Origin of the sequence: Rhizobium oryziradicis (assembly GCF_001939045.1) — a bacterium.
GTDB lineage: Bacteria > Pseudomonadota > Alphaproteobacteria > Rhizobiales > Rhizobiaceae > Allorhizobium > Allorhizobium oryziradicis.
The window spans coordinates 411,379-435,855 of sequence record NZ_MKIM01000025.1 but is presented as its reverse complement, the minus strand read 5'-3'; the positions used below and the strand labels follow the sequence as shown (position 1 = coordinate 435,855).

At 54.6% G+C, this 24,477-nt stretch carries 21 protein-coding genes; 18 read left to right on the top strand and 3 right to left on the bottom strand.

Annotation, left to right across the window (positions count from 1 at the left end):
• Positions 1–88: 88 nt before the first annotated feature.
• The 16 genes from BJF95_RS10040 (at position 89) to BJF95_RS09965 (ending at position 17,806) form a co-directional block, all read left to right on the top strand.
• Positions 89–673 carry a sigma-70 family RNA polymerase sigma factor gene (locus BJF95_RS10040; protein WP_245297280.1) on the top strand — a complete coding sequence of 195 codons (585 nt, stop codon included), beginning with the start codon at positions 89–91 and terminating at the stop codon, positions 671–673.
• Positions 670–1,356, top strand: a complete 687-nt coding sequence (locus tag BJF95_RS10035) for a ChrR family anti-sigma-E factor (protein WP_075639289.1) — start codon at positions 670–672, stop codon at positions 1,354–1,356. The genes BJF95_RS10040 and BJF95_RS10035 overlap by 4 nt, the downstream gene beginning before the upstream one ends.
• A gap of 12 nt (positions 1,357–1,368) precedes the next feature.
• The gene (locus BJF95_RS10030) at positions 1,369–1,773 is read left to right on the top strand and encodes a DUF2177 family protein (protein ID WP_083638766.1); all 405 of its coding nucleotides are present in this window, start codon (positions 1,369–1,371) and stop codon (positions 1,771–1,773) included.
• A 191-nt stretch (positions 1,774–1,964) separates the two neighbouring features.
• A complete protein-coding gene (locus BJF95_RS10025) occupies positions 1,965–3,497 on the top strand; it encodes an acyl-CoA carboxylase subunit beta (protein WP_075639288.1) in 1,533 nt (510 codons plus the stop codon).
• Between the two features lie 86 nt (positions 3,498–3,583).
• Positions 3,584–4,477, top strand: a complete 894-nt coding sequence (yghU, locus tag BJF95_RS10020; protein ID WP_075639287.1) for a glutathione-dependent disulfide-bond oxidoreductase — start codon at positions 3,584–3,586, stop codon at positions 4,475–4,477.
• 135 nt (positions 4,478–4,612) lie between these two features.
• Entirely contained in the window at positions 4,613–4,990 is a 378-nt protein-coding gene (locus BJF95_RS10015) for a hypothetical protein (protein WP_075639286.1), read from the top strand.
• Positions 4,991–4,994: 4 nt separating this feature from the next.
• Complete coding sequence (locus tag BJF95_RS10010) at positions 4,995–6,992, top strand: acetyl-CoA carboxylase biotin carboxylase subunit (RefSeq protein ID WP_075639285.1); 1,998 nt, start codon at positions 4,995–4,997, stop codon at positions 6,990–6,992.
• Positions 6,993–7,016: 24 nt separating this feature from the next.
• Positions 7,017–9,155, top strand: a complete 2,139-nt coding sequence (gene scpA / locus BJF95_RS10005) for a methylmalonyl-CoA mutase (RefSeq protein WP_075639284.1) — start codon at positions 7,017–7,019, stop codon at positions 9,153–9,155.
• Between the two features lie 90 nt (positions 9,156–9,245).
• On the top strand, positions 9,246–10,010 hold the full coding sequence (locus tag BJF95_RS10000) for a DeoR/GlpR family DNA-binding transcription regulator (protein WP_075639283.1): 765 nt from the start codon (positions 9,246–9,248) through the stop codon (positions 10,008–10,010).
• Positions 10,011–10,133: 123 nt separating this feature from the next.
• Positions 10,134–11,645: a glycerol-3-phosphate dehydrogenase gene (locus BJF95_RS09995; protein WP_075639282.1), complete on the top strand. Its 1,512-nt coding sequence runs from the start codon at positions 10,134–10,136 to the stop codon at positions 11,643–11,645.
• Positions 11,646–11,850: 205 nt separating this feature from the next.
• Positions 11,851–12,936: an ABC transporter ATP-binding protein gene (locus tag BJF95_RS09990; RefSeq protein ID WP_075639281.1), complete on the top strand. Its 1,086-nt coding sequence runs from the start codon at positions 11,851–11,853 to the stop codon at positions 12,934–12,936.
• 2 nt (positions 12,937–12,938) lie between these two features.
• The gene (locus BJF95_RS09985; RefSeq protein WP_075639280.1) at positions 12,939–14,024 is read left to right on the top strand and encodes an ABC transporter ATP-binding protein; all 1,086 of its coding nucleotides are present in this window, start codon (positions 12,939–12,941) and stop codon (positions 14,022–14,024) included.
• A 4-nt stretch (positions 14,025–14,028) separates the two neighbouring features.
• The gene (locus BJF95_RS09980) at positions 14,029–14,916 is read left to right on the top strand and encodes a carbohydrate ABC transporter permease (protein ID WP_075639279.1); all 888 of its coding nucleotides are present in this window, start codon (positions 14,029–14,031) and stop codon (positions 14,914–14,916) included.
• A complete protein-coding gene (locus BJF95_RS09975; RefSeq protein ID WP_139317453.1) occupies positions 14,913–15,731 on the top strand; it encodes a carbohydrate ABC transporter permease in 819 nt (272 codons plus the stop codon). The genes BJF95_RS09980 and BJF95_RS09975 overlap by 4 nt, the downstream gene beginning before the upstream one ends.
• 17 nt (positions 15,732–15,748) lie before the next feature.
• A complete protein-coding gene (locus BJF95_RS09970) occupies positions 15,749–16,030 on the top strand; it encodes a DUF2160 domain-containing protein (protein WP_075639383.1) in 282 nt (93 codons plus the stop codon).
• Positions 16,031–16,081: 51 nt separating this feature from the next.
• The gene (locus BJF95_RS09965; protein WP_075639277.1) at positions 16,082–17,806 is read left to right on the top strand and encodes an ABC transporter substrate-binding protein; all 1,725 of its coding nucleotides are present in this window, start codon (positions 16,082–16,084) and stop codon (positions 17,804–17,806) included.
• Between the two features lie 143 nt (positions 17,807–17,949).
• Here the strand turns inward: BJF95_RS09965 and BJF95_RS09960 are convergent, their stop codons facing one another.
• Both BJF95_RS09960 and BJF95_RS09955 read right to left on the bottom strand, forming a co-directional pair.
• Positions 17,950–19,755, bottom strand: coding sequence for a GSCFA domain-containing protein (locus BJF95_RS09960; protein WP_075639276.1), 1,806 nt, complete (start codon positions 19,753–19,755; stop codon positions 17,950–17,952).
• 182 nt (positions 19,756–19,937) lie between these two features.
• Positions 19,938–20,489, bottom strand: coding sequence for a c-type cytochrome (locus tag BJF95_RS09955; protein WP_075639275.1), 552 nt, complete (start codon positions 20,487–20,489; stop codon positions 19,938–19,940).
• A 157-nt stretch (positions 20,490–20,646) separates the two neighbouring features.
• Here BJF95_RS09955 and BJF95_RS09950 point away from each other — a divergent pair, with 157 nt between their 5' ends.
• Both BJF95_RS09950 and BJF95_RS09945 read left to right on the top strand, forming a co-directional pair.
• Positions 20,647–21,402, top strand: a complete 756-nt coding sequence (locus tag BJF95_RS09950) for a 3-deoxy-manno-octulosonate cytidylyltransferase (RefSeq protein ID WP_075639274.1) — start codon at positions 20,647–20,649, stop codon at positions 21,400–21,402.
• Entirely contained in the window at positions 21,402–22,262 is an 861-nt protein-coding gene (locus tag BJF95_RS09945) for a prephenate dehydratase (RefSeq protein ID WP_075639273.1), read from the top strand. The genes BJF95_RS09950 and BJF95_RS09945 overlap by 1 nt, the downstream gene beginning before the upstream one ends.
• A gap of 48 nt (positions 22,263–22,310) precedes the next feature.
• Here BJF95_RS09945 and BJF95_RS09940 read toward each other — a convergent pair whose 3' ends face one another.
• Positions 22,311–24,281 carry a glycoside hydrolase family 3 protein gene (locus BJF95_RS09940; protein WP_075639272.1) on the bottom strand — a complete coding sequence of 657 codons (1,971 nt, stop codon included), beginning with the start codon at positions 24,279–24,281 and terminating at the stop codon, positions 22,311–22,313.
• Positions 24,282–24,477 lie beyond the last annotated feature (196 nt).

Below are 24,477 nucleotides of genomic sequence, written 5' to 3'. Positions count from 1 at the left end.
CCACAATAGTCGAACGCAGCGCCTGCGGCCTTTGCCGCGCAGCGTTGTTAATCGAAAATCTGTGCCCTTGGGCGCGAACGGGATGATTATGGACGTTGAAATTGAAGATATGCCTCGTTTGCTGGCGGCTGTTGGCCGTGATCGGGACGTGGAGGCATTCGAAACATTATTCCGCCATTACGGCCCGCGCGTCAAAGCCTATATGGCCAGACAATCGCGTGACACCCAGGCGGCAGAGGAACTGATGCAGGAAACCATGATGGTGGTCTGGAACAAGGCCGCTTTATTCGATCCGGCACGGGGCAATGTCTCCGCGTGGATTTTTACAATTGCCCGAAATTTGCGTGTTTCAGCCTATCGTAAAGAAAAGCGGCCGGAGTTTGATCCCACAGACCCCGCTTTTGTTCCCGATGATGTGGCACCCGCAGATCAGGAACTGGAAAGCCGTGAAGACGCCGATCGCCTTCACAAAGCCATGCGTGAATTGCCCAAGGAGCAGATGGAGTTGTTGCAGCGCTCATTTTTCCACGAAATACCGCACAGTGCTTTGGCCAAGGAATTCAATCTGCCGCTCGGAACGATCAAGTCTCGCATCCGCCTGGCATTTGCCAAATTGCGGGCCGCCCTCGACGATACTGCGGTCAATGATCGCAGCGGGGAGGGCCGATCATGAGCGTGCAGCATCATGTGAGTGACGCGCTTTTGCTGGATTACGCCTCTGGCAGCCTGGCAGAAGGCTGGAGCCTTGCGGTTGCGACCCATTTGGCGCTCAGCCCGGAAAGCCGCAAACGTCTCGCCTGTCTTGAGGCTGCAGCCGGCACCTTGATGGATATGGATGAGGTGGAAACACCCGTCAATCTCGATCAATCCTGGCAGTCGATGCGTGAACGCCTTGCCGCTTCCAGCGATCTTCTGGTGGCCAAAAGGCCTGTGGCCTCGCCCGTTGCCGCCAAAGTGCAGGCTATGGATGTGCCCGTTTTGCCGGAGCCGTTGCGCTCTTATCTGGGGCGCGATGCCGCTCAATTGCAGTGGAAATCTCTGGGGCGGGGTGCTTATCACATTCCCATCAAGACCAATGATGGCGAAACCAGCGTGCGGTTGCTGCGTATTCCAGCTGGAAAGCCGGTGCCGGAGCACAGCCATGGCGGCCGTGAGCTGACCTTGGTGTTGAAGGGCAGCTATCATGATGGCTACGCGCGCTTTGCCCGTGGCGATCTGGAAGAGGCCGATGAAACGCTGGAACATCAACCGATCGCTGATGTGGGCGAAGATTGCATTTGTCTGGCGGTAACAGACGCACCGCTGCGCTTTAAAAGCAAATTCCTGCGTCTGGTTCAGCCCTTGCTTGGCATTTAAAGGAAGTCGCCCATGCTGCGCTATGTTATTGCCTATTGTGCAACCGCGACGGTGTTTTTTGCGCTGGATTATCTCTGGCTCAGCCGGGTTGCGATTGGCTTTTACAAATCGCAGATGGGCGAGATTATGCGGCCCCAGCCCAATTTTACCGCAGCGGGGGTGTTTTACCTGTTTTACATAGCGGGCATTGTTTATTTCGCGGTCTCGCCATCCTTGCAAAATGGCAGCGTCTGGACCGTTTTGCTCAGCGGCGCACTTTTGGGCCTGTTTGCCTATGGCACCTATGACATGACCAATCTGGCAACGCTGAAAGCGTGGACCTTGTCGCTCAGTGCGGTTGATATGCTCTGGGGCATGTTTTTGACATCGATTTCAGCGGCAGCCGGCTATATCGCCGTGACTCGTTTTTTTGCGTGACATGCGCATTTCCTGCATGATTCACGTGAAAAACCTGCATAAAATTGGGCTGTTACGGCGCTTTTGGCAGGGGCGTGGATAATAAAATGGCTTGGATGTGCCTCTAACGTCTAACAGGCCCCGTTGTTATTTTTCCTTGCATAATCCACCATTTGGCGCAAGTCTCGCATCCGCAACGACTGGGAGGCCTCATGCTCACAATATTGGATCAGCTGGAAAACCGGCGTGCTGAGGCGCGTCTGGGCGGTGGAACCAAGCGAATCGAAGCCCAGCATGCCAAGGGCAAGCTGACTGCGCGCGAACGCATTGATGTGCTGTTGGATGAAGGCTCGTTTGAAGAATACGACATGTATGTCACCCATCGCTGTACCGATTTTGGCATGGAAGGCCAAAAGGTAGCGGGTGATGGCGTGGTCACCGGCTGGGGCACCATCAATGGCCGTCAGGTCTATGTGTTCAGCCAGGATTTTACCGTGCTCGGCGGCTCATTGTCTGAAACCCACGCCCAGAAAATCTGCAAGGTCATGGATATGGCCGCCCGCGTTGGCGCACCCGTTATTGGCATCAATGATTCAGGCGGTGCGCGCATTCAGGAGGGCGTGGCATCGCTGGCAGGCTATGCCGAAGTATTTCGTCGCAATGCCGAAGTGTCTGGCGTTATCCCTCAGATCTCGGTGATTATGGGGCCTTGCGCAGGCGGTGCGGTCTATTCGCCTGCCATGACCGACTTTATCTTCATGGTGCGCGATTCATCCTACATGTTCGTCACCGGCCCGGATGTGGTGAAAACCGTGACCAACGAAATCGTCACCGCCGAAGAACTGGGCGGGGCTGGCACGCACACCAAAAAATCATCGGTTGCCGATGGTGCCTATGATAATGATGTCGAGGCGCTGGAAAATGTGCGCCTGCTGTTTGATTTTCTGCCGCTGAACAATCGTGAAAAGCCACCGGTGCGGCCTTTCTTCGATGATCCGACCCGCTTGGATATGCGGCTGGATACGCTGATACCCGACAGCTCCAACAAGCCCTATGACATGAAAGAGCTGATCTTTGCTTTGGCTGATGAGGGTGATTTCTTCGAGCTGCAAGAGGCCTTTGCCAAGAACATCATCACCGGCTTTATTCGGCTGGAAGGTCAAACCGTGGGTGTGGTGGCCAATCAGCCAATGGTGCTGGCCGGATGTCTGGATATTGATAGTTCGCGAAAGGCAGCCCGCTTTGTGCGCTTTTGCGATGCCTTTTCCATTCCGATTCTGACGCTCGTGGACGTGCCGGGCTTTTTGCCCGGTGTGGCGCAAGAATATGGCGGCGTGATCAAGCATGGGGCCAAGCTGCTGTTTGCCTACAGCCAAGCCACCGTGCCGATGGTGACGCTGATCACCCGCAAAGCCTATGGCGGGGCCTATGATGTGATGGCCTCGAAACACATTGGGGCCGATGTCAATTACGCATGGCCCACCGCCGAAATTGCGGTTATGGGAGCCAAGGGCGCGACTGAAATTCTCTATCGCTCCGAGCTTGGCGATGCGGAAAAAATTACCGCCCGCACGAAAGAATATGAAGAGCGTTTTGCCAATCCGTTCGTGGCTGCCGAGCGTGGTTTTATCGATGAAGTGATCATGCCGCATTCGTCTAGACGGCGCATTGCGCGCGCCTTTGCCGCTCTGCGCAATAAGCAGGTGACGACGCATTGGAAAAAGCACGACACGATACCACTTTAAACGGGCCCAGGTTTGCACGGGCCCACTTTAACGCAACTGCGCAACGACACTCCCAACGTCGGCGCAGCATTGCTCAGGAGATACTTATGAGTGATCCAAAATTTCCACCGGAAAACAATTTGCCCGCAGGTTATGAGCCACCCAAGGTCTGGACATGGGAGCAGGGCAATGGCGGCGCTTTTGCCTCCATCAACCGGCCGATCGCCGGTCCGACCAGCGAGAAGGAATTGCCCGTTGGCAAGCATCCGCTTCAGCTTTACTCGCTGGCAACACCCAATGGCCAGAAAGTGACCATTCTTCTGGAAGAGCTGCTGGCCGCAGGTCATGCGGATGCCGACTATGACGCATGGCTGATCACCATCGGCAAGGGCGAGCAATTTGGCTCTGGCTTTGTCGATGTGAACCCGAATTCAAAAATTCCAGCCTTGATGGACCATAAGCCATCAGACGGCAGCGCTCCGGTGCGGCTGTTCGAATCCGGCTCGATCCTCGTTTATCTCGCCGACAAGTTCGGTGCGTTTCTGCCCAAAGATGCCCGCGCGCGCGCCGAAGCCTTGAACTGGCTGTTTTGGCAAATGGGCTCTGCGCCGTTTCTGGGCGGCGGTTTTGGCCATTTCTTCGCCTATGCACCGATCAAGATCCAATATGCCATTGATCGTTTTGCCATGGAAGTGAAGCGCCAGATGGACGTGCTCAATCGCCAACTGGGCAACAACGAGTTTGTCGCGGGCAGTGAATACACCATTGCCGATATGGCGATATGGCCCTGGTATGGCCGCCTTGTGCTCGACCAATCCTACCCCGATGCTGGCACCTTCCTGTCCGTTCATGAATACGAACATGTTGCCCGTTGGGCCAAGCAGCTTGCCGAGCGTCCTGCCCTCAAGCGCGGTATTATCGTCAACAAGGCTTCTGGTGATCCGGGCACCTTCCTGCCAGAGCGCCACGATGCCGCGGATCTGGATGCCTTGCTGAAATAAACAGAAAAGGTTCTGTATCCGAGGGAAAACAGGTACAGGACTTTGCTTTGCGTTGGATCAACCATTCTCTTTCAAAATCGAAAGAGAATGGCTCCAAGGCAGCAGAAACCAAAAGACACGATTCTGGAGACGACTATGGCCAAACTGCCCGACATGACCAAACACCGGGGTTTCCCCTCCGGCCTGACCGGAACGGGCTGGCAATTCACCATCCGCCGCGCCAACCCCAATGGCGTTGCCCCGATTACCGAGCGCCCACGCCACCGCACCAGCGACAATAAAGAAGGTCTGGCCGACGCCGCTTTCATGCACGCGCTCTGGCACCATTTTGGCACCGAGCCGTTTGAGCGTGGCAATCTTGATGCTGGTCGCCTGTCGCGCCTGTTTAACCGCGAAGTGGTGCCTGCCGAGCGCCCGTTTGATAACGCCTCCTATGATGCGATGCTGCAGATCAATGAAACTGTGGCCCGCAAGAGCTTTCCGCAATCCTTCGATGATATAATGGAAGTCTGATGCCATGATCACCAAAATCCTCATCGCCAATCGTGGAGAAATCGCCTGCCGGGTGATCAAAACCGCGAAAAAGCTCGGCATTGCCACGGTTGCGGTTTATTCCGATGCTGATGCCAATGCCTTGCATGTGAAAATGGCAGATGAGGCGGTGCATATTGGGCCGTCGCCTTCCAATCAGTCTTATATCGTTATTGAGAAAATTCTCGATGCGATCAAGCAGACGGGTGCGGATGCGGTACATCCCGGCTACGGCTTTTTGTCGGAAAATGCCGCATTTGCCGAGGCGCTGGACAAGGCGGGTGTGATTTTCATAGGCCCGCCGGTTGGGGCCATTCAGGCGATGGGTGATAAGATCACCTCCAAGAAACTGGCTGCGGAAGCGGGTGTTTCTACGGTACCCGGCCATATGGGGTTGATTGCGGATGCCGATGAAGCGGTGAAAATTGCTGGCGAAATCGGCTATCCGGTGATGATCAAGGCGTCAGCGGGCGGTGGTGGCAAGGGCATGCGCATTGCCTGGAATGAGGCAGAAGCGCGCGAAGGGTTTCAATCGTCGAAAAACGAAGCGATGAATTCCTTTGGTGATGATCGGATTTTTATCGAAAAATTCGTCACCGAGCCACGCCATATCGAAATTCAGGTGCTGGGCGACAAGCATGGCACGGTGCTATATTTGGGAGAGCGCGAATGCTCGATCCAGCGACGCAATCAAAAGGTTATCGAGGAAGCGCCATCGCCGTTTCTGGATGAGGCGACCCGCAAAGCCATGGGCGAGCAGGCCGTGGCACTGTCCAAGGCTGTTGGCTATCACTCTGCAGGCACGGTGGAATTCATCGTTGATGGCAATCGCAATTTCTATTTTCTGGAAATGAACACCCGTTTGCAGGTGGAACATCCGGTGACGGAGCTGATCACCGGGCTGGATCTGGTGGAGCAGATGATCCGCGTGGCGGCAGGCGAAGAGCTGGCGTTTGCGCAGGATGATGTGGTGCTCAACGGCTGGGCGATTGAGAGCCGCCTTTATGCCGAAGACCCCTATCGCAATTTTCTGCCCTCGATTGGTCGGCTCACCCGCTATCGTCCGCCGGTGGAAGGTGTGGCGGCCAGCGGCACGCTGGTGCGCAATGACACCGGCGTGTTTGAAGGCGGCGAAATCTCGATGTATTACGACCCCATGGTTGCCAAGCTTTGCACCTGGGGTCCAGATCGCTTGACCGCCATTGATGCCATGAGTGCAGCGCTGGACGGGTTTGAGGTCGAAGGTATTGGCCACAACCTGCCGTTTCTCTCCACTGTTATGCAGCATCCGCGCTTTCGATCGGGGAAAATCACCACGGCTTTCATTGCCGAAGAATTCCCGGAAGGCTTCACGGGCGTGGAACCAACGGCTGCAGACGCGAAAGTGCTGGCCGCCATTGCAGCTCTTGTGCATCAAAAGCGTGAGCGCCGCGCCGCGCAAATTTCTGGTGCGATGGGCAATCATGCCCGCAAAGTCGGCAGGGATTGGGTGGTGATGCTGGGTCGCAAAAACTATCCGCTGGTGGTGTCCGATGAAGCCACGGCGGTGATGTTTGGTGAAGGCGATGTTTTCCCGATTTCCGGTGATTGGAACCCCGGCGAAACGCTGGGGAAATTCATCATCGGGGGGCAGGCGATCAACATCAAGATTGATCTGAAAGGTCCCTCCATTCGCCTGCGTTGGCGCGGCATGGAAGTGATTGCCCATGTGCGAAGCCTCCGCGTGGCCCAATTGGCCGCCCTGATGCCGGAAAAACTGCCGCCCGATACCTCGAAAATGCTGCTCTGCCCCATGCCCGGCGTGGTCACCGGCATTGCCGTGGCGGAGGGGGAGACCGTGGAGGCAGGCCAACCCTTGGCCACCGTGGAAGCGATGAAGATGGAAAACATCCTCAAAGCCGAGCGCAAGGGCGTGGTGAAAAAGCTGGTGGCTACGGCAGGTCAAAGTCTGGCTGTGGACGAGCTGATTATGGAATTTGAGTGAGAGAACTTGGGTGGAGGCCAATCAATGACCAAGAAAACCATGCAGGATTGGCAGGCTCTGGCCGAAAAAGAGCTGAAAGCCTCACCCGATACACTGACCTGGCAAACGCCGGAAGGCATTGCCGTCAAGCCGTTCTACACGCAAGAAGATCTGCGAGGGGTGGAGCATCTCGACACGCTCCCCGGTTTCGCACCCTTCACCCGTGGCCCTCGCGCCACCATGTATGCGGGGCGGCCTTGGACCATTCGGCAATATGCCGGTTTCTCCACCGCTGAAGCCTCGAATGCCTTTTACAAGCGCAATCTCGCTGCTGGCCAAAAGGGCCTGTCGGTGGCCTTCGATCTCGCCACCCACCGCGGCTATGATAGCGATCATCCGCGTGTTGAAGGCGATGTCGGCAAGGCGGGTGTGGCGATTGACAGCGTTGAGGATATGAAAATCCTGTTCGACGGCATTCCACTCGATCAGATGTCAGTATCGATGACCATGAACGGGGCTGTCATTCCAATTCTGGCCAATTTCATTGTCGCGGGCGAAGAGCAGGGCGTGTCGCGCAATAAACTGTCTGGCACCATTCAGAACGATATTCTCAAAGAATTCATGGTGCGCAACACCTATATCTATCCGCCAGAACCTTCGATGCGGATCGTTGCCGATATTATCGAATACACGGCCAAGGACATGCCGAAGTTCAATTCGATTTCCATATCCGGCTATCATATGCAGGAAGCCGGTGCCACCTTGGTGCAGGAGTTGGCGTTTACGCTGGCCGATGGGCGCGAATATGTGCGTGCAGCGCTTGCCAAGGGGCTGGATGTCGATGAGTTTGCAGGAAGACTGTCATTCTTCTTTGCCATTGGCATGAATTTCTTCATGGAAGCCGCAAAGCTGCGGGCCGCGCGTCTGTTGTGGACGCGGATCATGCAGGAGTTTGCGCCGAAAAAGCCCGCAAGCCTGATGCTGCGCACGCACTGTCAGACCTCGGGTGTGTCACTGCAAGAGCAAGACCCCTATAACAATATCATCCGCACCGCCTTTGAGGCGATGTCGGCAGTGCTGGGTGGCACGCAATCGCTGCACACCAATTCCTTTGATGAGGCGATTGCGCTTCCCACGGAGTTTTCGGCCCGCATTGCCCGCAACACCCAGCTGATCTTGCAGCATGAAACCGGCGTGACCAAAGTGGTCGATCCCTTGGCGGGCTCCTACTATGTCGAGAGCTTGACGAGCGAGCTGGCAGACGCCGCCTGGGCCTTGATTGAAGAGGTGGAAAGCCTCGGCGGCATGACAAAGGCCGTCGATGATGGCCTGCCCAAACGCCTGATCGAGGAAGCTGCCACCCGCCGCCAGGCAGCCGTTGACCGTGGCGAAGAGGTGATCGTTGGCGTCAACAAATACCGGCTGGAAACCGAGGATGAAATTGACATTCTCGATATTGATAATGCCGCAGTTAGGCTTGGCCAGATCAAGCGGTTGGAAGACACCAAGCGCCGTCGCGACGCCAAGCTAGTCGCTGACACCTTGGCAGAACTGACGCGCGTGGCCCAAACCGGCGAGGGCAACCTGCTGGCAGCAGCCGTTGAGGCCGCCCGCGCCCGTGCAACGGTTGGCGAAATATCGGATGCCATGCGGGCTGTGTTTGGCGACCATTCAGCCGTGCCAAAGGTGGTATCGAAGGTTTACGGCGACAGTTATCACGATGATCCTGAATATCAGATGATTGTCAGTCGGCTATCCGATTTTGCCAGCGCGCTGGGTGCCAAGCCAAAAATCATGGTGGCCAAGCTGGGGCAGGATGGTCATGATCGCGGTGCCAAGGTGATTTCGTCGGCCTTTGGCGATCTGGGTTTTGAGGTGATTGCCGGACCGCTGTTCCAGACGCCCAACGAGGCGGCAGATCTTGCCATTGAGCAAAAGGTGCATGTGGTGGGCATGTCATCGCTGGCGGCTGGCCATAAAACCCTTGCTCCCCAATTGGTGGAAGCGCTGAAAGCCAAGGGTGCCGAAAACATCATCGTTGTCGTGGGTGGCGTTATACCGCGGCAGGATTATCAATTCCTGCTCGATCATGGCGTGGCCGCCGTCTTTGGCCCCGGCACCAACGTGCTGGAAGCTGCCCGCGCCGTGATGGATCTCATGCAGGGACGCTTGCGTAATGCTTGAATAACGCTGGAGGGTGGGGTGCTCGCAATCCCATTGCTCCCCTTTCGTTTTTCGTTATGATGAAAGAAAAACGAAAACAGGGAGGGTGCCATGCTTCTGTCGGCCCGGCAGTCGGAGATTTTGGACATTGCCAAGGCCGAGGGCCGAGTGCAAGTCGAGGATCTGGCGCTGCGTTTTACGGTGACGCCGCAAACCATTCGCAAGGATCTCAATGATCTCTGCGAGGCGCGGCAATTGACCCGTGTGCATGGCGGTGCGATTTTTCCAAGCGGTGCCGAGAATGTCCATTACGAGGCGCGGCGCTCAATCGCCGCACCGGAAAAGCAGGCCATTGGCCGGGCTGCGGCTGAGCTTATTCCCAACAATGCATCCTTGTTTATCAATATCGGCACCACCACAGAAGCCGTTGGCGAGGCACTTCTGGACCATAAAGACCTGATGGTCATTACCAATAATATCAATGTTGCCAATCGCTTGCGGGTTTTTCCAGCCATTGAGGTGGTGATTGCCGGTGGCGTGGTGCGGGGTGCAGATGGCGGTATTGTCGGGGAAGCGGCCGTCGATTTCATTCGCCAGTTCAAGGTCGATTATGCGGTGATTGGCGTTTCTGCCATCGACCATGATGGGGCACTGCTGGACTATGATTATCGCGAGGTGAAAGTGGCACAAGCCATCATCGCCAATGCCCGCCATGTGATTTTGGTGGCAGATTCCTCCAAATTTGAGCGCACAGCACCTGTGCGCATTGGTCATTTGAGCCAGGTTCACACGTTTATCACCGATAAATGCCATATTGCAGCGATCTCGCAGACCTGTCGTGAGCATGATGTTCGCTTGATCGAAACATTTGTGTGAGCGGCGCGTCTCGGCTTTTCACTTTCCTGTGAACTTTCGTTTGACATTCGCTTTGATTTCGTTTTACTCTTATATAGGTTCGCAACTGCAATAATTTGCTGCATTGCGAAGGGAGAGGAAAGCGTGTCCGACAATTCTGTATTCGATATTTTCGTAATCGGTGGCGGCATCAATGGCTGCGGCATTGCCCGCGACGCCGTGGGGCGTGGCTACAAGGTTGCGCTTGCGGAAATGAACGATTTCGCATCGGGCACGTCCTCCGGCGCGACCAAGCTGATCCACGGCGGTCTGCGCTATCTGGAGCATTACGAATTTCGTTTGGTGCGCGAAGCGCTGATGGAGCGCGAAACGCTCTGGGCCATGTCTCCGCACATCATTTGGCCGATGCGCTTTGTTTTGCCCTTCCATAAGGGCGGCATTCGCCCTGCCTGGATGATCCGCCTTGGCCTGTTTCTTTACGATCACTTGGGTGGTCGCAAACTTTTGCCTGCCACCAAAACGCTGGATATGCGCAAAGACAAGGCCGGCAAGCCGCTGAAACCCCTGTTTACCCGCGCCTTCGAATATTCCGATGGCTGGGTGGATGATGCGCGCTTTGTGGTGCTCAATGCCCGTGATGCTGCTGATCGCGGCGCAAAAATCCTGAGCCGCACCCGTGTGATTGGTGCCCGCCGTGATGGTGGCCTCTGGAATATCGAAGTTGAAGACCGCGCAACCCGCAGCCGCACCACCTATCAGGCGCGGATGCTGGTCAATGCCGCGGGTCCGTGGGTGGACAATGTGCTGTCCAATGCGGTTGGCAAGAACAATGCCCATAATGTGCGCCTTGTGCAGGGCAGCCATATTATTGTGAAAAAGAAGTTTGACGATCCGCGCGCCTACTTCTTTCAAAACCCAGACAACCGCATCATTTTTGCCATTCCCTATGAGACGGATTTCACGCTGATTGGCACCACTGATCAGGATTACAAGGGTGACCCGAAGGATGTGAAAATTTCTGAGGGCGAGATTTCGTATCTTTGCAACGCGGCCAGCGAATATTTCGCAGAGCCTGTGAAGCCAGAGGATATTGTCTGGTCTTATTCTGCTGTGCGCCCATTGTTTGATGATGGCGCATCCAAGGCGCAGGAAGCGACGCGTGATTACGTGTTGAAGCTGGAAGCGCAAGACGGTTCGGCACCGCTGCTGAACGTGTTTGGCGGCAAATTGACCACCTATCGCCGCCTTGGCGAACATGCCTTGGAAAAAATCGGCGAAGCCATTGGTGTCAAGGGTAAGCCATGGACTGCCACAAGCCGTTTGCCCGGTGGAGACTTTCCGGCAACAGGCTATGACGCCGAAGTGGCAAAATTGAAAACAGCCTTTCCGTTTTTGGATGATCGCTGCGCAAAGCGTTTGATCCGCTGTTACGGCACTTTGGCGCATACATTGCTGAATGGCGCGAAAAGCTTTGATGGGCTTGGGCGGCATTTTGGCGGCACGCTCTATCAGACGGAAGTAGACTGGCTGATTGCGCGTGAATGGGCGACAACCGCAGAAGACATTCTGTGGCGTCGCACAAAGCAAGGCCTGTTCCTGAGCCGCGAGGAGGCGAAGGGACTGGAAGACTATATTGAGGGAGCACGCGCCGCCTGACGTGTATGTTGAAGGAAGGGCATCTGCTTGCAGGTTTGCCTTCCGGCGCACGGGGGACGGCGCATAGAGTGACATGCTGCATCATTGCTGAATCTGATTCGGGTTCAGGTGAAATGATGCAGCACCATAAAGCGATACAGTCTCGCGCATCATGACATGATGCATGAGGCTGTAAGTGTCGCCGGGTTGGGAGGCCTGACGTACAATGCTGGAATTGCAAAACCTGTCCAAAGTGGTTGCGGGGGATGTTCACATCCACCCCACCAACCTGACATTACAGCGCGGCACGCTGAATGTTCTGCTGGGACCAACGCTGTCTGGCAAAACATCCTTGATGCGGCTGATGGCCGGGCTGGATAAGCCCGCATCTGGCAAATTGCTGTTTGATGGAAAGGATGTGACGGGCGTGCGGGTGCAGGACCGCTCGGTTGCCATGGTCTATCAGCAATTTATCAATTATCCGGCCCTGACGGTCTATGAAAACATTGCCTCGCCCATGCGCGTGCGCAAAGTCGATAATGCCACTATTGACCGTGAGGTCAAAAAAGCGGCTGATCTTTTGAAGCTGACGCCTTATCTGGATCGTACACCTTTGAACCTCTCTGGCGGTCAGCAACAGCGCACGGCGCTGGCCCGCGCCATTGTAAAACAGGCAAGTCTGGTGCTGCTGGATGAGCCGCTGGCCAATCTGGATTACAAGCTGCGGGAAGAATTGCGCGAGGAACTGCCGAAAATCTTTGCAGAACTTGGGGCAATTTTCGTCTACGCCACCACCGAGCCATCAGAAGCGCTGCTTTTGGGCGGATATACTGCAACGTTATCACAAGGGCGCATCACCCAATATGGCCCGACCATTGATGTCTACCGCAAGCCTGCCGATCTCAAGACCGCCAGAACCTTTGCCGATCCGCCGTTGAACACGGTGAAAGCCGTGCGACAAGGCGGGCATTTCATGATTGGTGATCAGCCGGTGATTGCTGTGCCTCCTCATTTGCAACAGGTGCCGCAGGCACCCATCACGCTTGGCTTTCATCCGCATCACCTGTCTTTCAAACCCAAGGGTGAAAATGCCGATGCGTTGGTTGCCCGGTCGATGATTTCGGAAATCTCCGGCTCGGAAAGCTATATTCATCTCGATTATGCCGGTGAGCGCTGGGTGATGCTGGCCCATGGCATTCACGATATTGAGCCGGGTAAGGATGTGCAGGTCTTTCTCGATCATCGCCATTTGATGGCTTTTGATCGTGAAGGCCGCGCAATTGCCAACTCTCGCGAACGTTTGGGGGCATAATCATGGCACGTATTTCGCTCGACCATATCCGCCACGCCTACGGCCCCAAAGGGCAGGCCAATCCGCTTTATGCGCTGAAGGAAGTGCATCACGACTTTGATGATGGCGGTGCCTATGCGCTGCTGGGGCCTTCCGGCTGCGGCAAGACCACGCTTTTGAATATTATGTCAGGCCTGTTGCAGGCCTCCGATGGGCGCATCCTGTTCGATGGCAAGGATGTCACCAACCTCTCTACCGAGGCGCGCAATATCGCCCAGGTGTTTCAGTTTCCAGTCGTTTACGACACCATGAGTGTTTACGATAATCTGGCCTTTCCGCTCAGAAACCGCCGTGTGCCGGAAGCGGAGATCGATAAGCGCGTCCGCGATATTCTGAAAATGATTGATCTGGAAAGCTGGGCCAGACGAAAAGCCCAAGGCCTGACGGCAGACCAGAAACAGAAAATCTCGCTCGGCCGCGGGCTGGTGCGCTCGGATGTGAACGCCATCTTGTTTGACGAGCCGCTGACGGTGATTGATCCCCATATGAAATGGGAGCTGCGCACCCAGCTCAAGCAATTGCATCGGCAATTTGGCTTCACCATGGTCTATGTCACCCATGACCAGACCGAAGCGCTGACCTTCGCCGATAAGGTGGTGGTGATGTATGACGGCGAGATCGTGCAGATCGGCACGCCCGCCGAGCTGTTTGACACGCCAAAACACACGTTTGTCGGTTATTTTATCGGATCACCAGGCATGAATGTTTTGGCGGCGGGCATTGATGGCGCAATTGCCATTGTGGGGGGTGAGCGCGTGGCCCTACCGGGACGCCCGATTATTCCCGGTGAAGCAAGAACAGAACTGGGCATCCGCCCGGAATTCATTACGCTTGGCCGCGAGGGCACGCCCACGCAAATCACCAAGGTGGAAGATATTGGTCGGCAAAAAATTGTCCGGGCCAATTTTGCCGGTCAGCCGATTGCTGTGGTGATGGACGAGGATATGGAAATTCCTTCGGAGCCAAAACTGCAGTTCGATCCCAAGGGCATCAACATCTACGCAAATTCCTGGCGGGTTGATTTTGCGCCAACGGGCATGGGGGGCTGAGGCCATGGATAGACCATTTAACAACAAAGCCTGGTTTCTGGTCCTGCCTGTGCTGCTTCTGGTGGCGTTTTCAGCCGTTATCCCGCTGATGACCGTGGTGAATTATTCGGTGCAGGACACGTTCGGAAACAATGAATTCTTCTGGGCTGGCACCGATTGGTTCACCCAAACGCTGCATTCCGAGCGCTTTTGGGATGCGCTTTGGCGCAATCTGGTGTTCTCGCTGGTGATTTTGGCCATTGAAGTGCCGCTGGGCATTTTGATTGCGCTCAACATGCCCAAGACCGGGCTGGGTGTGCCGGTGTGTTTGGTGCTGATGGCCCTGCCGCTTTTGATTCCGTGGAATGTGGTGGGCACGATCTGGCAGGTGTTTGGCCGCGGCGATATTGGTCTGTTGGGCCACACATTAGAGGCAATGGGCATCAACTATAACTACGTGCAAAGTGCACGCGATGCCTGGATCACCGTGATTGTCATGGATGTCTGGCATTGGACCAGCCTTGTGGTGTTGCTGTGCTATGCCGGTCTGGTGTCGATCCCCGATGCCTATTATCAGGCAGCCCGCATTGATGGCGCGTCTCGCCTGTCGGTGTTTCGCTACATCCAATTGCCAAAAATGAAGCGCGTGTTGCTGATTGCCGTTCTGCTGCGCTTTATGGACAGTTTCATGATCTATACCGAGCCTTTTGTGGTCACAGGCGGCGGGCCGGGTAATTCCACCACCTTTCTCTCCATTGACCTGGTCAAGATGGCGGTGGGCCAGTTCGATCTGGGGCCTGCGGCGGCGATGTCGCTGATTTACTTCCTGATTATCCTGGCTCTGTCCTGGGTGTTCTACACCGTCATGACCATTGGCGATGCCGCCGCAACATCCGCACCGAAGGGAGAATGACCATGAACCAGACCCGCTCTCTTCGATCAGTGCTGATTGTCACACTCTATATCGTGTTTCTGCTTTTGCCGATTTATTGGCTGGTCAATATGAGTTTTAAGGAAAATTCCGAGATCCTCGGTGCCTTTTCGCTCTGGCCTAAAAATCCGACACTTGCCAATTACGCGGTGATTTTCACCGATCCGGCCTGGTATAATGGCTATATCAACTCCATCACCTATGTGGTGATGAACACGGTCATCTCGGTGCTGGCGGCACTGCCTGCAGCCTATGCCTTCTCGCGTTACCGGTTTTTGGGCGACAAGCATCTGTTTTTCTGGCTGCTGACCAACCGCATGGCACCGCCTGCCGTGTTTGCCCTGCCATTCTTTCAGCTCTATTCGGCTTTTGGCCTGATCGACACCCATATTGCCGTTGCCATCGCCCATTGCCTGTTCAATGTGCCGCTTGCGGTGTGGATTCTTGAAGGCTTTATGTCGGGCATCCCCAAAGAGATCGATGAAACCGCTTATATCGACGGCTATTCATTCCCACGCTTCTTCGTGAAAATCTTTGTGCCCTTGATTGCCAGCGGCATCGGGGTCGCGGCCTTCTTCTGCTTCATGTTCTCATGGGTGGAACTGTTGATTGCCCGCACACTGACCACCACGGATGCCAAACCCATTGCCGCCACCATGACCCGCACGGTCTCGGCCTCAGGCATGGATTGGGGTGTTTTGGCCGCCGCCGGTGTGCTGACCATCATTCCGGGTGCCTTGGTGATCTATTTTGTTCGCAACTACATTGCCAAGGGCTTTGCCCTGGGCCGTGTGTAACGGGAGGGCTTATGCACATGACCCTGTCCTGGATGGCCTGGACTGGCCCAACGGCATTGTTTTTCATCACGATTTTCGCACTTTTGGCGGCCATGGCCGTGTGGGAATATTTCGCACCGGGGGGCAATCCGCGCGTGGGGCTTTTACGGTTTGAGACGACGCGGGGCGACCGCCTGTTTTTGTCGCTGCTCGGCTCTGCCTTTATTCATCTTGCCTGGCTGGGCTTTGGAGGCCCTAGCCTGTGGTGGGCTCTGGCTCTGTCTGTCGTTTATGCAATCGGAGTGTTCCGGTTCGTTTAACCAGCGACAGGCTGATCTTTTCTATGCAATCGCAAACTCTGGGAGGACATAATGCGAAAGCAATTTCTGACAACAACGGCAGTCCTGCTGCTGGCAATGGCGGGGGCAGCCCATGCCGGTATGGATGAGGCCAAACAGTTTCTTGATAAGGAAATCGGGCCACTCTCGACGCTGACACGCGCCGATCAGGAAAAGGAAATGCAATGGTTCATTGATGCCGCCAAGCCTTTCAAAGGCATGGAAATCAAGGTGGTATCGGAAACCCTCACCACCCATGAATATGAATCCAAGGTGTTGGCACCGGCTTTTACCGCCATCACCGGCATTAAAATCACCCATGATCTTATTGGCGAAGGCGATGTGATCGAAAAACTGCAAACGCAAATGCAGTCGAAAGAGAATATCTATGACGCCTATGTCAACGACTCGGATCTGATCGGCACCCATTGGCGCTACAAGCAGGCCCGCAACCTGACCGATTGGATGGCAGGCGAAGGCAAGGATGTGACCAACCCCGGCCTTGATATCAAGGACTTTATCGGCACATCCTTCACCACAGCGCCGGATGGCAAGCTCTACCAGCTGCCCGACCAGCAATTCGCCAACCTTTACTGGTTCCGTTATGACTGGTTCAATGATGCCAAGAACAAGGCCGATTTTAAAGCCAAATATGGTTATGAACTTGGTGTTCCTGTGAATTGGTCGGCCTATGAGGATATCGCCGAATTCTTCACCGGCCGCGATGTCGATGGCAAAAAGGTCTTTGGCCATATGGATTATGGCAAAAAAGACCCATCACTCGGCTGGCGCTTTACCGATGCCTGGCTCTCCATGGCTGGCAATGGCGACAAGGGCCTGCCAAACGGTCTGCCCGTGGATGAGTGGGGCATCAAGGTTGACAAGGACTCCCGTCCTGTTGGCTCCTGCGTTGCCCGCGGGGGTGACACCAATGGACCGGCTGCGGTCTATTCCATTGAAAAATATCTGAAATGGCTGAAGGACTATGCCCCGCCAGAAGCGCAAGGCATGACCTTCTCTGAATCCGGCCCTGTGCCGAGCCAGGGCAATGTGGCGCAGCAGATCTTCTGGTACACCGCCTTTACCGCCGATATGGTGAAAGACGGCCTGCCCGTTGTGAATGCGGATGGCACGCCCAAATGGCGCATGGCTCCAAGCCCACATGGTGTCTACTGGAAAGAGGGCATGAAGCTTGGTTATCAGGACGTTGGCTCCTGGACCTTGATGAAATCCACTCCGGTGGATCGCGCCAAGGCAGCATGGCTCTATTCGCAGTTCGTCACCTCGAAAACCGTGGACGTCAAAAAGAGCCATGTCGGTCTGACGTTTACGCGCGAATCGACCATTCAGGACAAGAGCTTCACCGAGCGCGCGCCCAAGCTGGGTGGTTTGATCGAGTTCTATCGCTCACCAGCCCGCGTGCAATGGTCGCCAACCGGCACCAACGTGCCGGATTATCCAAAGCTGGCACAGCTGTGGTGGCAGGCGATTGGCGATGCCGCATCGGGTGCAAAAACCCCACAGCAGGCTATGGATTCGCTGTGCGGCGAGCAGGAAAAGGTCATGCAGCGTCTGGAACGCGCCAAGGTGCAGGGCGATATTGGCCCGAAACTGGCCGAGGAGCATGACATCAACTATTGGAACGCTGATGCTGTGAAAAACGGCCACCTTGCGCCGCAGTTGAAGATTGCCAATGAAAAAGAAAAGCCAGTCACCGTCAATTACGATGAGTTGGTGAAGAGCTGGCAGAAAAAGTAAATCAACAGCATAATTGCCGATATCGGAACCGGTTAAGGTAAATTGTGCTAAAGATTTAGAATGTTACGATGCCATACAAAAGCGGCATCTGGAACCATCCAGATGCCGCTTTAGATCATAACAATGATCGAAGACAGGTGAGATCAAAAGGGCGTAAATTTTTGCTCTACGATTGACACCGCATGACGGTAAAAATCATGGTCAGGATGGATATCCCAAAGATTGGGCCTCGAAAAATCGTCCTTCACAAAGCCGCTTTTGCTGTAGAGCGTGTCGTCGTCATGAAATACAAATTCAATATCGTGGATGTCTTTCACAATCTCGTCAAATACCTCGCGGTAAGCAGTTTTATAGGCATGATAGGCACCGCTATCAACGAAGTCGTCACCTAGTCTGAAACGCGCCGTGCGCTCGGGAAGATCGGGAGAGACAACCCAAACGACCGTCTTAAAATACTCCCCTTCGACAATGGGCTTTACCAAGCCAAGGCGATCGTTGATTTCTTTTGCAAATGCTTGCCGCGTGGATCGCGGTATCGTGTGCGTTATCGGCAGGTGCGGCGAGATTTCTTTGCCATCACATCCCTCAAATCCTCGGCTTAAGGGGCCGATTGTGCGCAGAATTCCGTCACCGAAAAGCCCGAACCCAAGAATACACAGGTATTGGGCATTGTCGGCGACCAGATTTGCAAATGGGCTGTCGTCTGTAAACTCGAACACTCTGAACTTGTGTTTATCCAAATCGACAAATGGATCGTTTGTTAAAAAATTTGCGGCGGCAAAACTCGAACGATCGAAAATTGAGCTGCGTGAAAGTGCATTTTTGAAAAAGCCAAGGTGGCTGTTGCCAAAGAACAGGAACGGGTTTTGTGAGTTGCTGTTGCAAAGCTTGGCAATTGTCGCCGGCATAGGCGAAAAACTGTCAAGAAGTGCTTCTTCACAATCAACATCGTCCATTTCCTCCAGCTGCGTCATAGACGTGACAGGTTGATGCACAGCCTCGGCCTGATCAGAGAATGGCTTGAAGTATGCCTCTTCAAAATGACGCATCACGATCGGAATGGCATCTGGACGAACCGTCCTCAGATTGTCGTTGAAGTATTTCAGCTGCGATTTCGGATTGATGATGATTTCATAGGACGGAAAATAATCAAAAAGCGCATTTCGTTGAACAAAGTCTCCGGCTGCCGCGCGCAAAACGGCTTTGGAATAGGCGGCGGATTGCAAAATATGCCGATCTTCTGCTGTTGCAGTGAGATGCCCAGGCGTGAGCGTGAGCAAAACTCTCAGATCTCGTCCACCGCGCAGGGTGGAAATCGCCGATATGAGCGCTTCCAGGTCTGCCATGACGTCCATATAATTGAAGTTCTTGAAACTATAGCGCTCAGGATCGTAGGAGCCGCCTAAAACGCCCGGAGCGACGGGCAAAACAGTGCCACATTCGCGGATGAGCCAGGCTTCGGTCAGGCCGAGTGTAAAAATAAAAACATCTGCTGAAAGCAGCGCATCTCTTACGCATTGTAGGTGATTTTGACGCAGGATGGATATCTGCTCAGGCGTTTCAACGGGCTCTACAAAAATGTTTGGCCGCAAAGGGTCAATGTAGCCACCTTCAGTCTCCCAATAGGGCTCTGAGCAACTGCGCTCGCCCATTGCTTCCTGCACAAGTTGCAAGGCTTGCCTGACGGTGTAAATGTTTCCGTAATTGGCTGAAAAGTGCCTCGATTTGATGTTTCTATCTGTATCAAAAAGCGGCGCGTTGAAGTTTTCTGCTCGTAACCATTTTCCGATATGCTGAGCAAAGCAACTGCCCATGGTGACGAACACATCGTCGCGCGATATGCTCCACTTTGGCTTATGCAAATCGGCTATTTTCTCAGAATTGCCATATTGAACGGCATTTCGCCATATGCGCTTTTCCGGCAAATTTGCATAAGGATTTTGTGCCATGATATTACCTTGGCTGCTTTATTTCGGCAATTTTTATCGAAAAATGCGCATAAAATTGCTCTGCAGTGCCTTGTTTCAACAGCACTGCAGAGAGTTTGCAATATCACCAAAACCGATCAATTGGCGGGCGCGAGCCTTTGTACGTCCGATACGACGCAGACGTCGCGTTTGCGTGCTAACCATTATTTCCCGGGCAGTGGCACCGGGCTGTCAGCCTGATTGTGCAAATAGACGATAAGGTTGGCGCGGTCTTCTTCCTTTGGCAGTCCTGCAAACCCCATGGCCGTCCCAGCCACAAGCTTCTTCGGTGCCTTCAGGAAGTGGTTGAGGTTTTCAAAGGTCCAATGCTCTGTGCTGCCTTTGGAAAAATCCTTCATGCCTGCGGAATAAGCAAAGCCTTCATGGCTGGCGATGGGTCGATCCACAACACCCCAAAGATTTGGACCCACTTTGTTGGCTCCATCCTTGGTGTCGTTATGACAGGCGGCACATTTCTTAAAGATTGTTGCCCCCGCTTTGGGATCAGCAGACGCCAGCAATTCCGCAATTGGCTTGTCTGCGGCTGGTGCTTCTGCAGCTCCACCACTTGGTGCCGCTTCTGCAGCAGTAATCATATAGCCTTCTTTCTCCGGTGCCGGAGAATGAAATATGCCCTCAGACGCGATTGACACTGACATCAGCACGAAAACCGTACCCAGCAGCGCTCCTGCCCCCATATTAACGTATGAACTCATTCTTGACTGCTCCCCATGCGGTCCGGCTCACTGAAAACCGGACGAGCCTCCATGATGGAAAAGGCTAAGACTTTTACTTGACAGTTGCAACCTGATTGTGCACCCCGACCCTGAGACCTTTTGCCACTTATATCACTTGTTCAAAGGCTAGTCCTCCATGGCTGATCCGCATGTCGCAAAAACGCTGGTTCTAATCCCGGCCCGCATGGCCTCCACCCGCCTTCCGGGCAAGCCGCTGGCTGATATTGCTGGCCTGCCCATGATTGTTCAGGTGGCCAAACGCGCCACGGAAGCCAATGTTGGCCGCGTGGTGGTGGCCGTGGATGATCAGCAGGTGTTTGATGCGGTCAAGGCTGCTGGTTTTGAAGTGGTGATGACCGGCGATCATCATCAATCCGGCTCCGACCGCATTTATGAAGCACTGACAAAGGTGGACCCGAAAGGGGAAATCGAGGTTATCGTCAATGTGCAGGGTGATTTGCCCACCATTGATGCCGATACGATTCGCGCCGCTTTGCGCCCCCTTGCTGATCCCGCCGTCGACATCGCCACGCTGACGGTTGAGATCGAGGATGAAGAGGACAAGACCAAGCCCAGCGTGGTCAAGGTCATTGGTTCTCCGCTGAGTGAAACGCGCTTGCGGGCGCTTTATTTCACCCGTGTCACCGCTCCCTATGGCAACGGCCCGCTCTACCACCACATCGGGCTCTATACCTATCGCCGCGCCTCGCTGGAGCGTTTCGTCTCGCTGGCTCCGTCCACCTTGGAAAAACGCGAAGCGCTGGAGCAATTGCGGGCGCTGGAAGCGGGCATGCGGATTGATGTCGAGATTGTCAAAACCGTGCCGCTGGGTGTTGATACGCCTGCCGATCTGGAAAAAGCCCGCGCCATTCTCAGCGCACAACAAGGATAATGCTCGTGGTTACGCTCACCAACAAAATCTCGTTCCAAGGTGATTTCGGTGCCAATTCGGATATGGCCTGCCGCGATATGTTTCCATCCATGGAACCCTTGCCATGTCCGACATTTGAAGATGCCTTTGTGGCATTGGAAAACGGCGATGTTGATCTGGCGATGATTCCGATTGAAAACACGCTGGCTGGCCGCGTGGCCGATATTCACCATCTGCTGCCTTTGTCAGGTCTGCATATCATTGGCGAATATTTCATGCCGATCCGTTTCCAGTTGATGGTGCTGCCCGGTGTCACGCGCGACGAGATCCGCACCGTGCACAGCCATATCCACGCGCTTGGCCAGTGCCGCAAGATCATTCGCAACAATGGCTGGAAGGCTGTGGTGGCGGGCGACACCGCCGGTGCAGCCAAGCTGGTGGCGGAAAAAGGCGATCGCTCGATGGCGGCCCTTGCGCCGCGCTTGGCCGCCCCGCTGTATGGTTTGGATATTATTGCCGAAAATGTCGAGGATTCGGAAAACAACGTCACCCGCTTTGTGGTCTTGTCGCGCGATGCCGTGGCGTTGAAACGCAAAAGCGATGACGAGGCTTTCATCACCACCTTTGTGTTCAATGTCCGCAATATCCCGGCAGCACTCTACAAGGCCATGGGCGGCTTTGCCACCAATGGCGTCAACATGACCAAGCTGGAGAGCTACCAGATCGGCGGCAAATTCATTGCCACCCAGTTTTATGCCGATATTGAAGGCCATCCCGATGATGCGCCGGTGAAGCGGGCGCTGGAAGAGCTGCGGTTCTTCTCCGAGAAGGTCAATATTCTCGGCGTTTATAAAGCCCACGCCATGCGCGGTAAGTTTTAAGCTCGCTTTGATGATGAATGGCGGCGTTGGCCGCCGCCATTGTCATTCTCAATATTTCAAAGAGTAGCCGATCTTGTAGAGCGGATTTTTCGAATCATGCGGTGTGCTGGGCGATTGCGTTTCCACGGCTTGCATGGAGGAGGGGAGTTCAAACGGCAACTTGCCCTTGGCCTTTTGCTTGCCTTCAATCACATTGAACAAAGCCTCGTCATCTGCCCCAAAATTGCCAATCAACGCTTTGGTCTTATCCTTCACATTGGTCAGAATGGCCGGACGCGACAGAAAGATAGTGGCAATGGTCGGGGTCTTGGCGGCAATGGCCGTCAGCGTATCAAAATCGGCATTGCCGGGCTTGAACGAAAGGTCGCCCTCTTCGTGGCGTGCGCCGAAGAAGTAGTTGGGGTGCAGGCGCTCAAAGGGGGCCATCAGGCGCACAAGCGCAAAATCGGCTTCTTCTGGCTTTGCCACGATCTGATAGCCGCGCTTTTGCGCAATCGCTGCATCGACATTGAGAAGGTAAATTTTTCTGCCCGGTTTTACGGGCAGGATTTTGCCCTCATTTTGCAAGAGAACCATGGCGCGCGCCTGAGCGGCTTCACCTTCCCGTACAAACTCTGCATTGCCAACAACAGCCTTGGCCTTTTGCGGATCAGCATAGGGATTTTCAAACAGACCTTGCTGGAATTTTTGAATCAGCAAACGGCGGGCCGATTGGTTGATCCGCTCTTCGCTGATCTTCTTTTCCTCAACCGCCTTCACCAGCAGATCGGAATTGGAGACGCCGCCAAACTGATCAATACCCGCATTCACCGCTTTGGCGAAGCGCTCCACCCGGCTCAAATCTTCCACGCCCCAGGGCATGCCGAAGGTCTCGGGGCGAATGATGGGTTTGTCACCGGGCTTTTCACCATCGACGCATTCATTCTTGCAGTCATTGGTAATCAACCAGTCGCTCACCACCACGCCATCAAATTTGTAGCGCTTGCGCAAAAGATCGGTCAGCAATTGCTTGCTATAGCCAGCGGCTACCGGCTCCAGCGGCTTGCCGTTCAGTTTCACGCCATCCACAATCGAATAGGTTGGCATGATCCCGGCAACCTTGGCATCAAAGGCTCCCTCAAACGGGATGATGTGCTTTTGAAAATCCTTGCCCTTGAAAACCACATGTTTGCCATAGGAATTATGGCCGTCAAATCCGTTGGGCGTTGCGCCATAGCCTACCCAATGTTTGGCAACCGCGCTGACGCTGCCGGGCTTCAGCCCCTTGGTGCCGTTTTGAAATCCGGCCACATAGGCCTCAGCCATACGCTTGGAAATCTGCGGATCTTCGCCGAACGTGCCGGTTGAACGCGGCCAACGCGGCTCGCTGGCCAGATCGATTTGTGGCGAGAGCGCCTGCTGAATGCCAACCGCCAGATATTCCTGCCGGGCAACATCGCCAAAGCGACGCATCAGCTTGGCATCATCTAAAGCGCCAAAGCCGAGACTTTCCGGCCATTTGGAAAAGCCACCGCTCTGGGCCGATGCGCCAAGAACATATTGAAAATGGTTGCGCGGATCGGTGCTGATGGTCAGCGGAATGCCAAGCCGTGTTGCCTCGGCAATCTCTTGCAGCTTGTTGTTTTCTTCCGCCAACACTTCCGGCGGCAACGATAGCCGGGTAATATAGGTTGCCACCTTGGGATTGTTGATCAAGGGCTTCATCCGCTCGAGATCATATCCGCTGCCGCGTCCTTGATTTCCCTCCGGCGACGATGACAAAGCAGGTGCCGTGCCATGCATCATCAAACCGGCCTTTTCGATCAATGTCATCTGCTTGACGAGATCATCGGCACGCGTCGACGCGGGTTTGCGCCAATCCTCATAGGGATCAAGGCGACCATTGTGATTGAGATCCTTGAACGTCAGTCCATCGATCTTGAGCACTGCAGCAGTGCGGGCCACAATCGGCGGCTGGCTCTGTGCAAAGGCAAAAGATGCCGTGAGAATGGCGCAAGACGCCAAGCTGAATAATTTCATGGATGTATTCCTGCTAAATTTGATTTTGCAAGCCTGTGCGAAGGCACAGATAACGATGGCCGTGTTTTAACTGGTCGGCGGCTTCGTTTTCACGTCAAATCAATATTATCAATAATCAAATCTCTATCCTCCCTCAAAGAAGCAGAATCGTCCGGGGTTCCTCCCATCAGACGATCTGCCTATACGAAGGACAGCA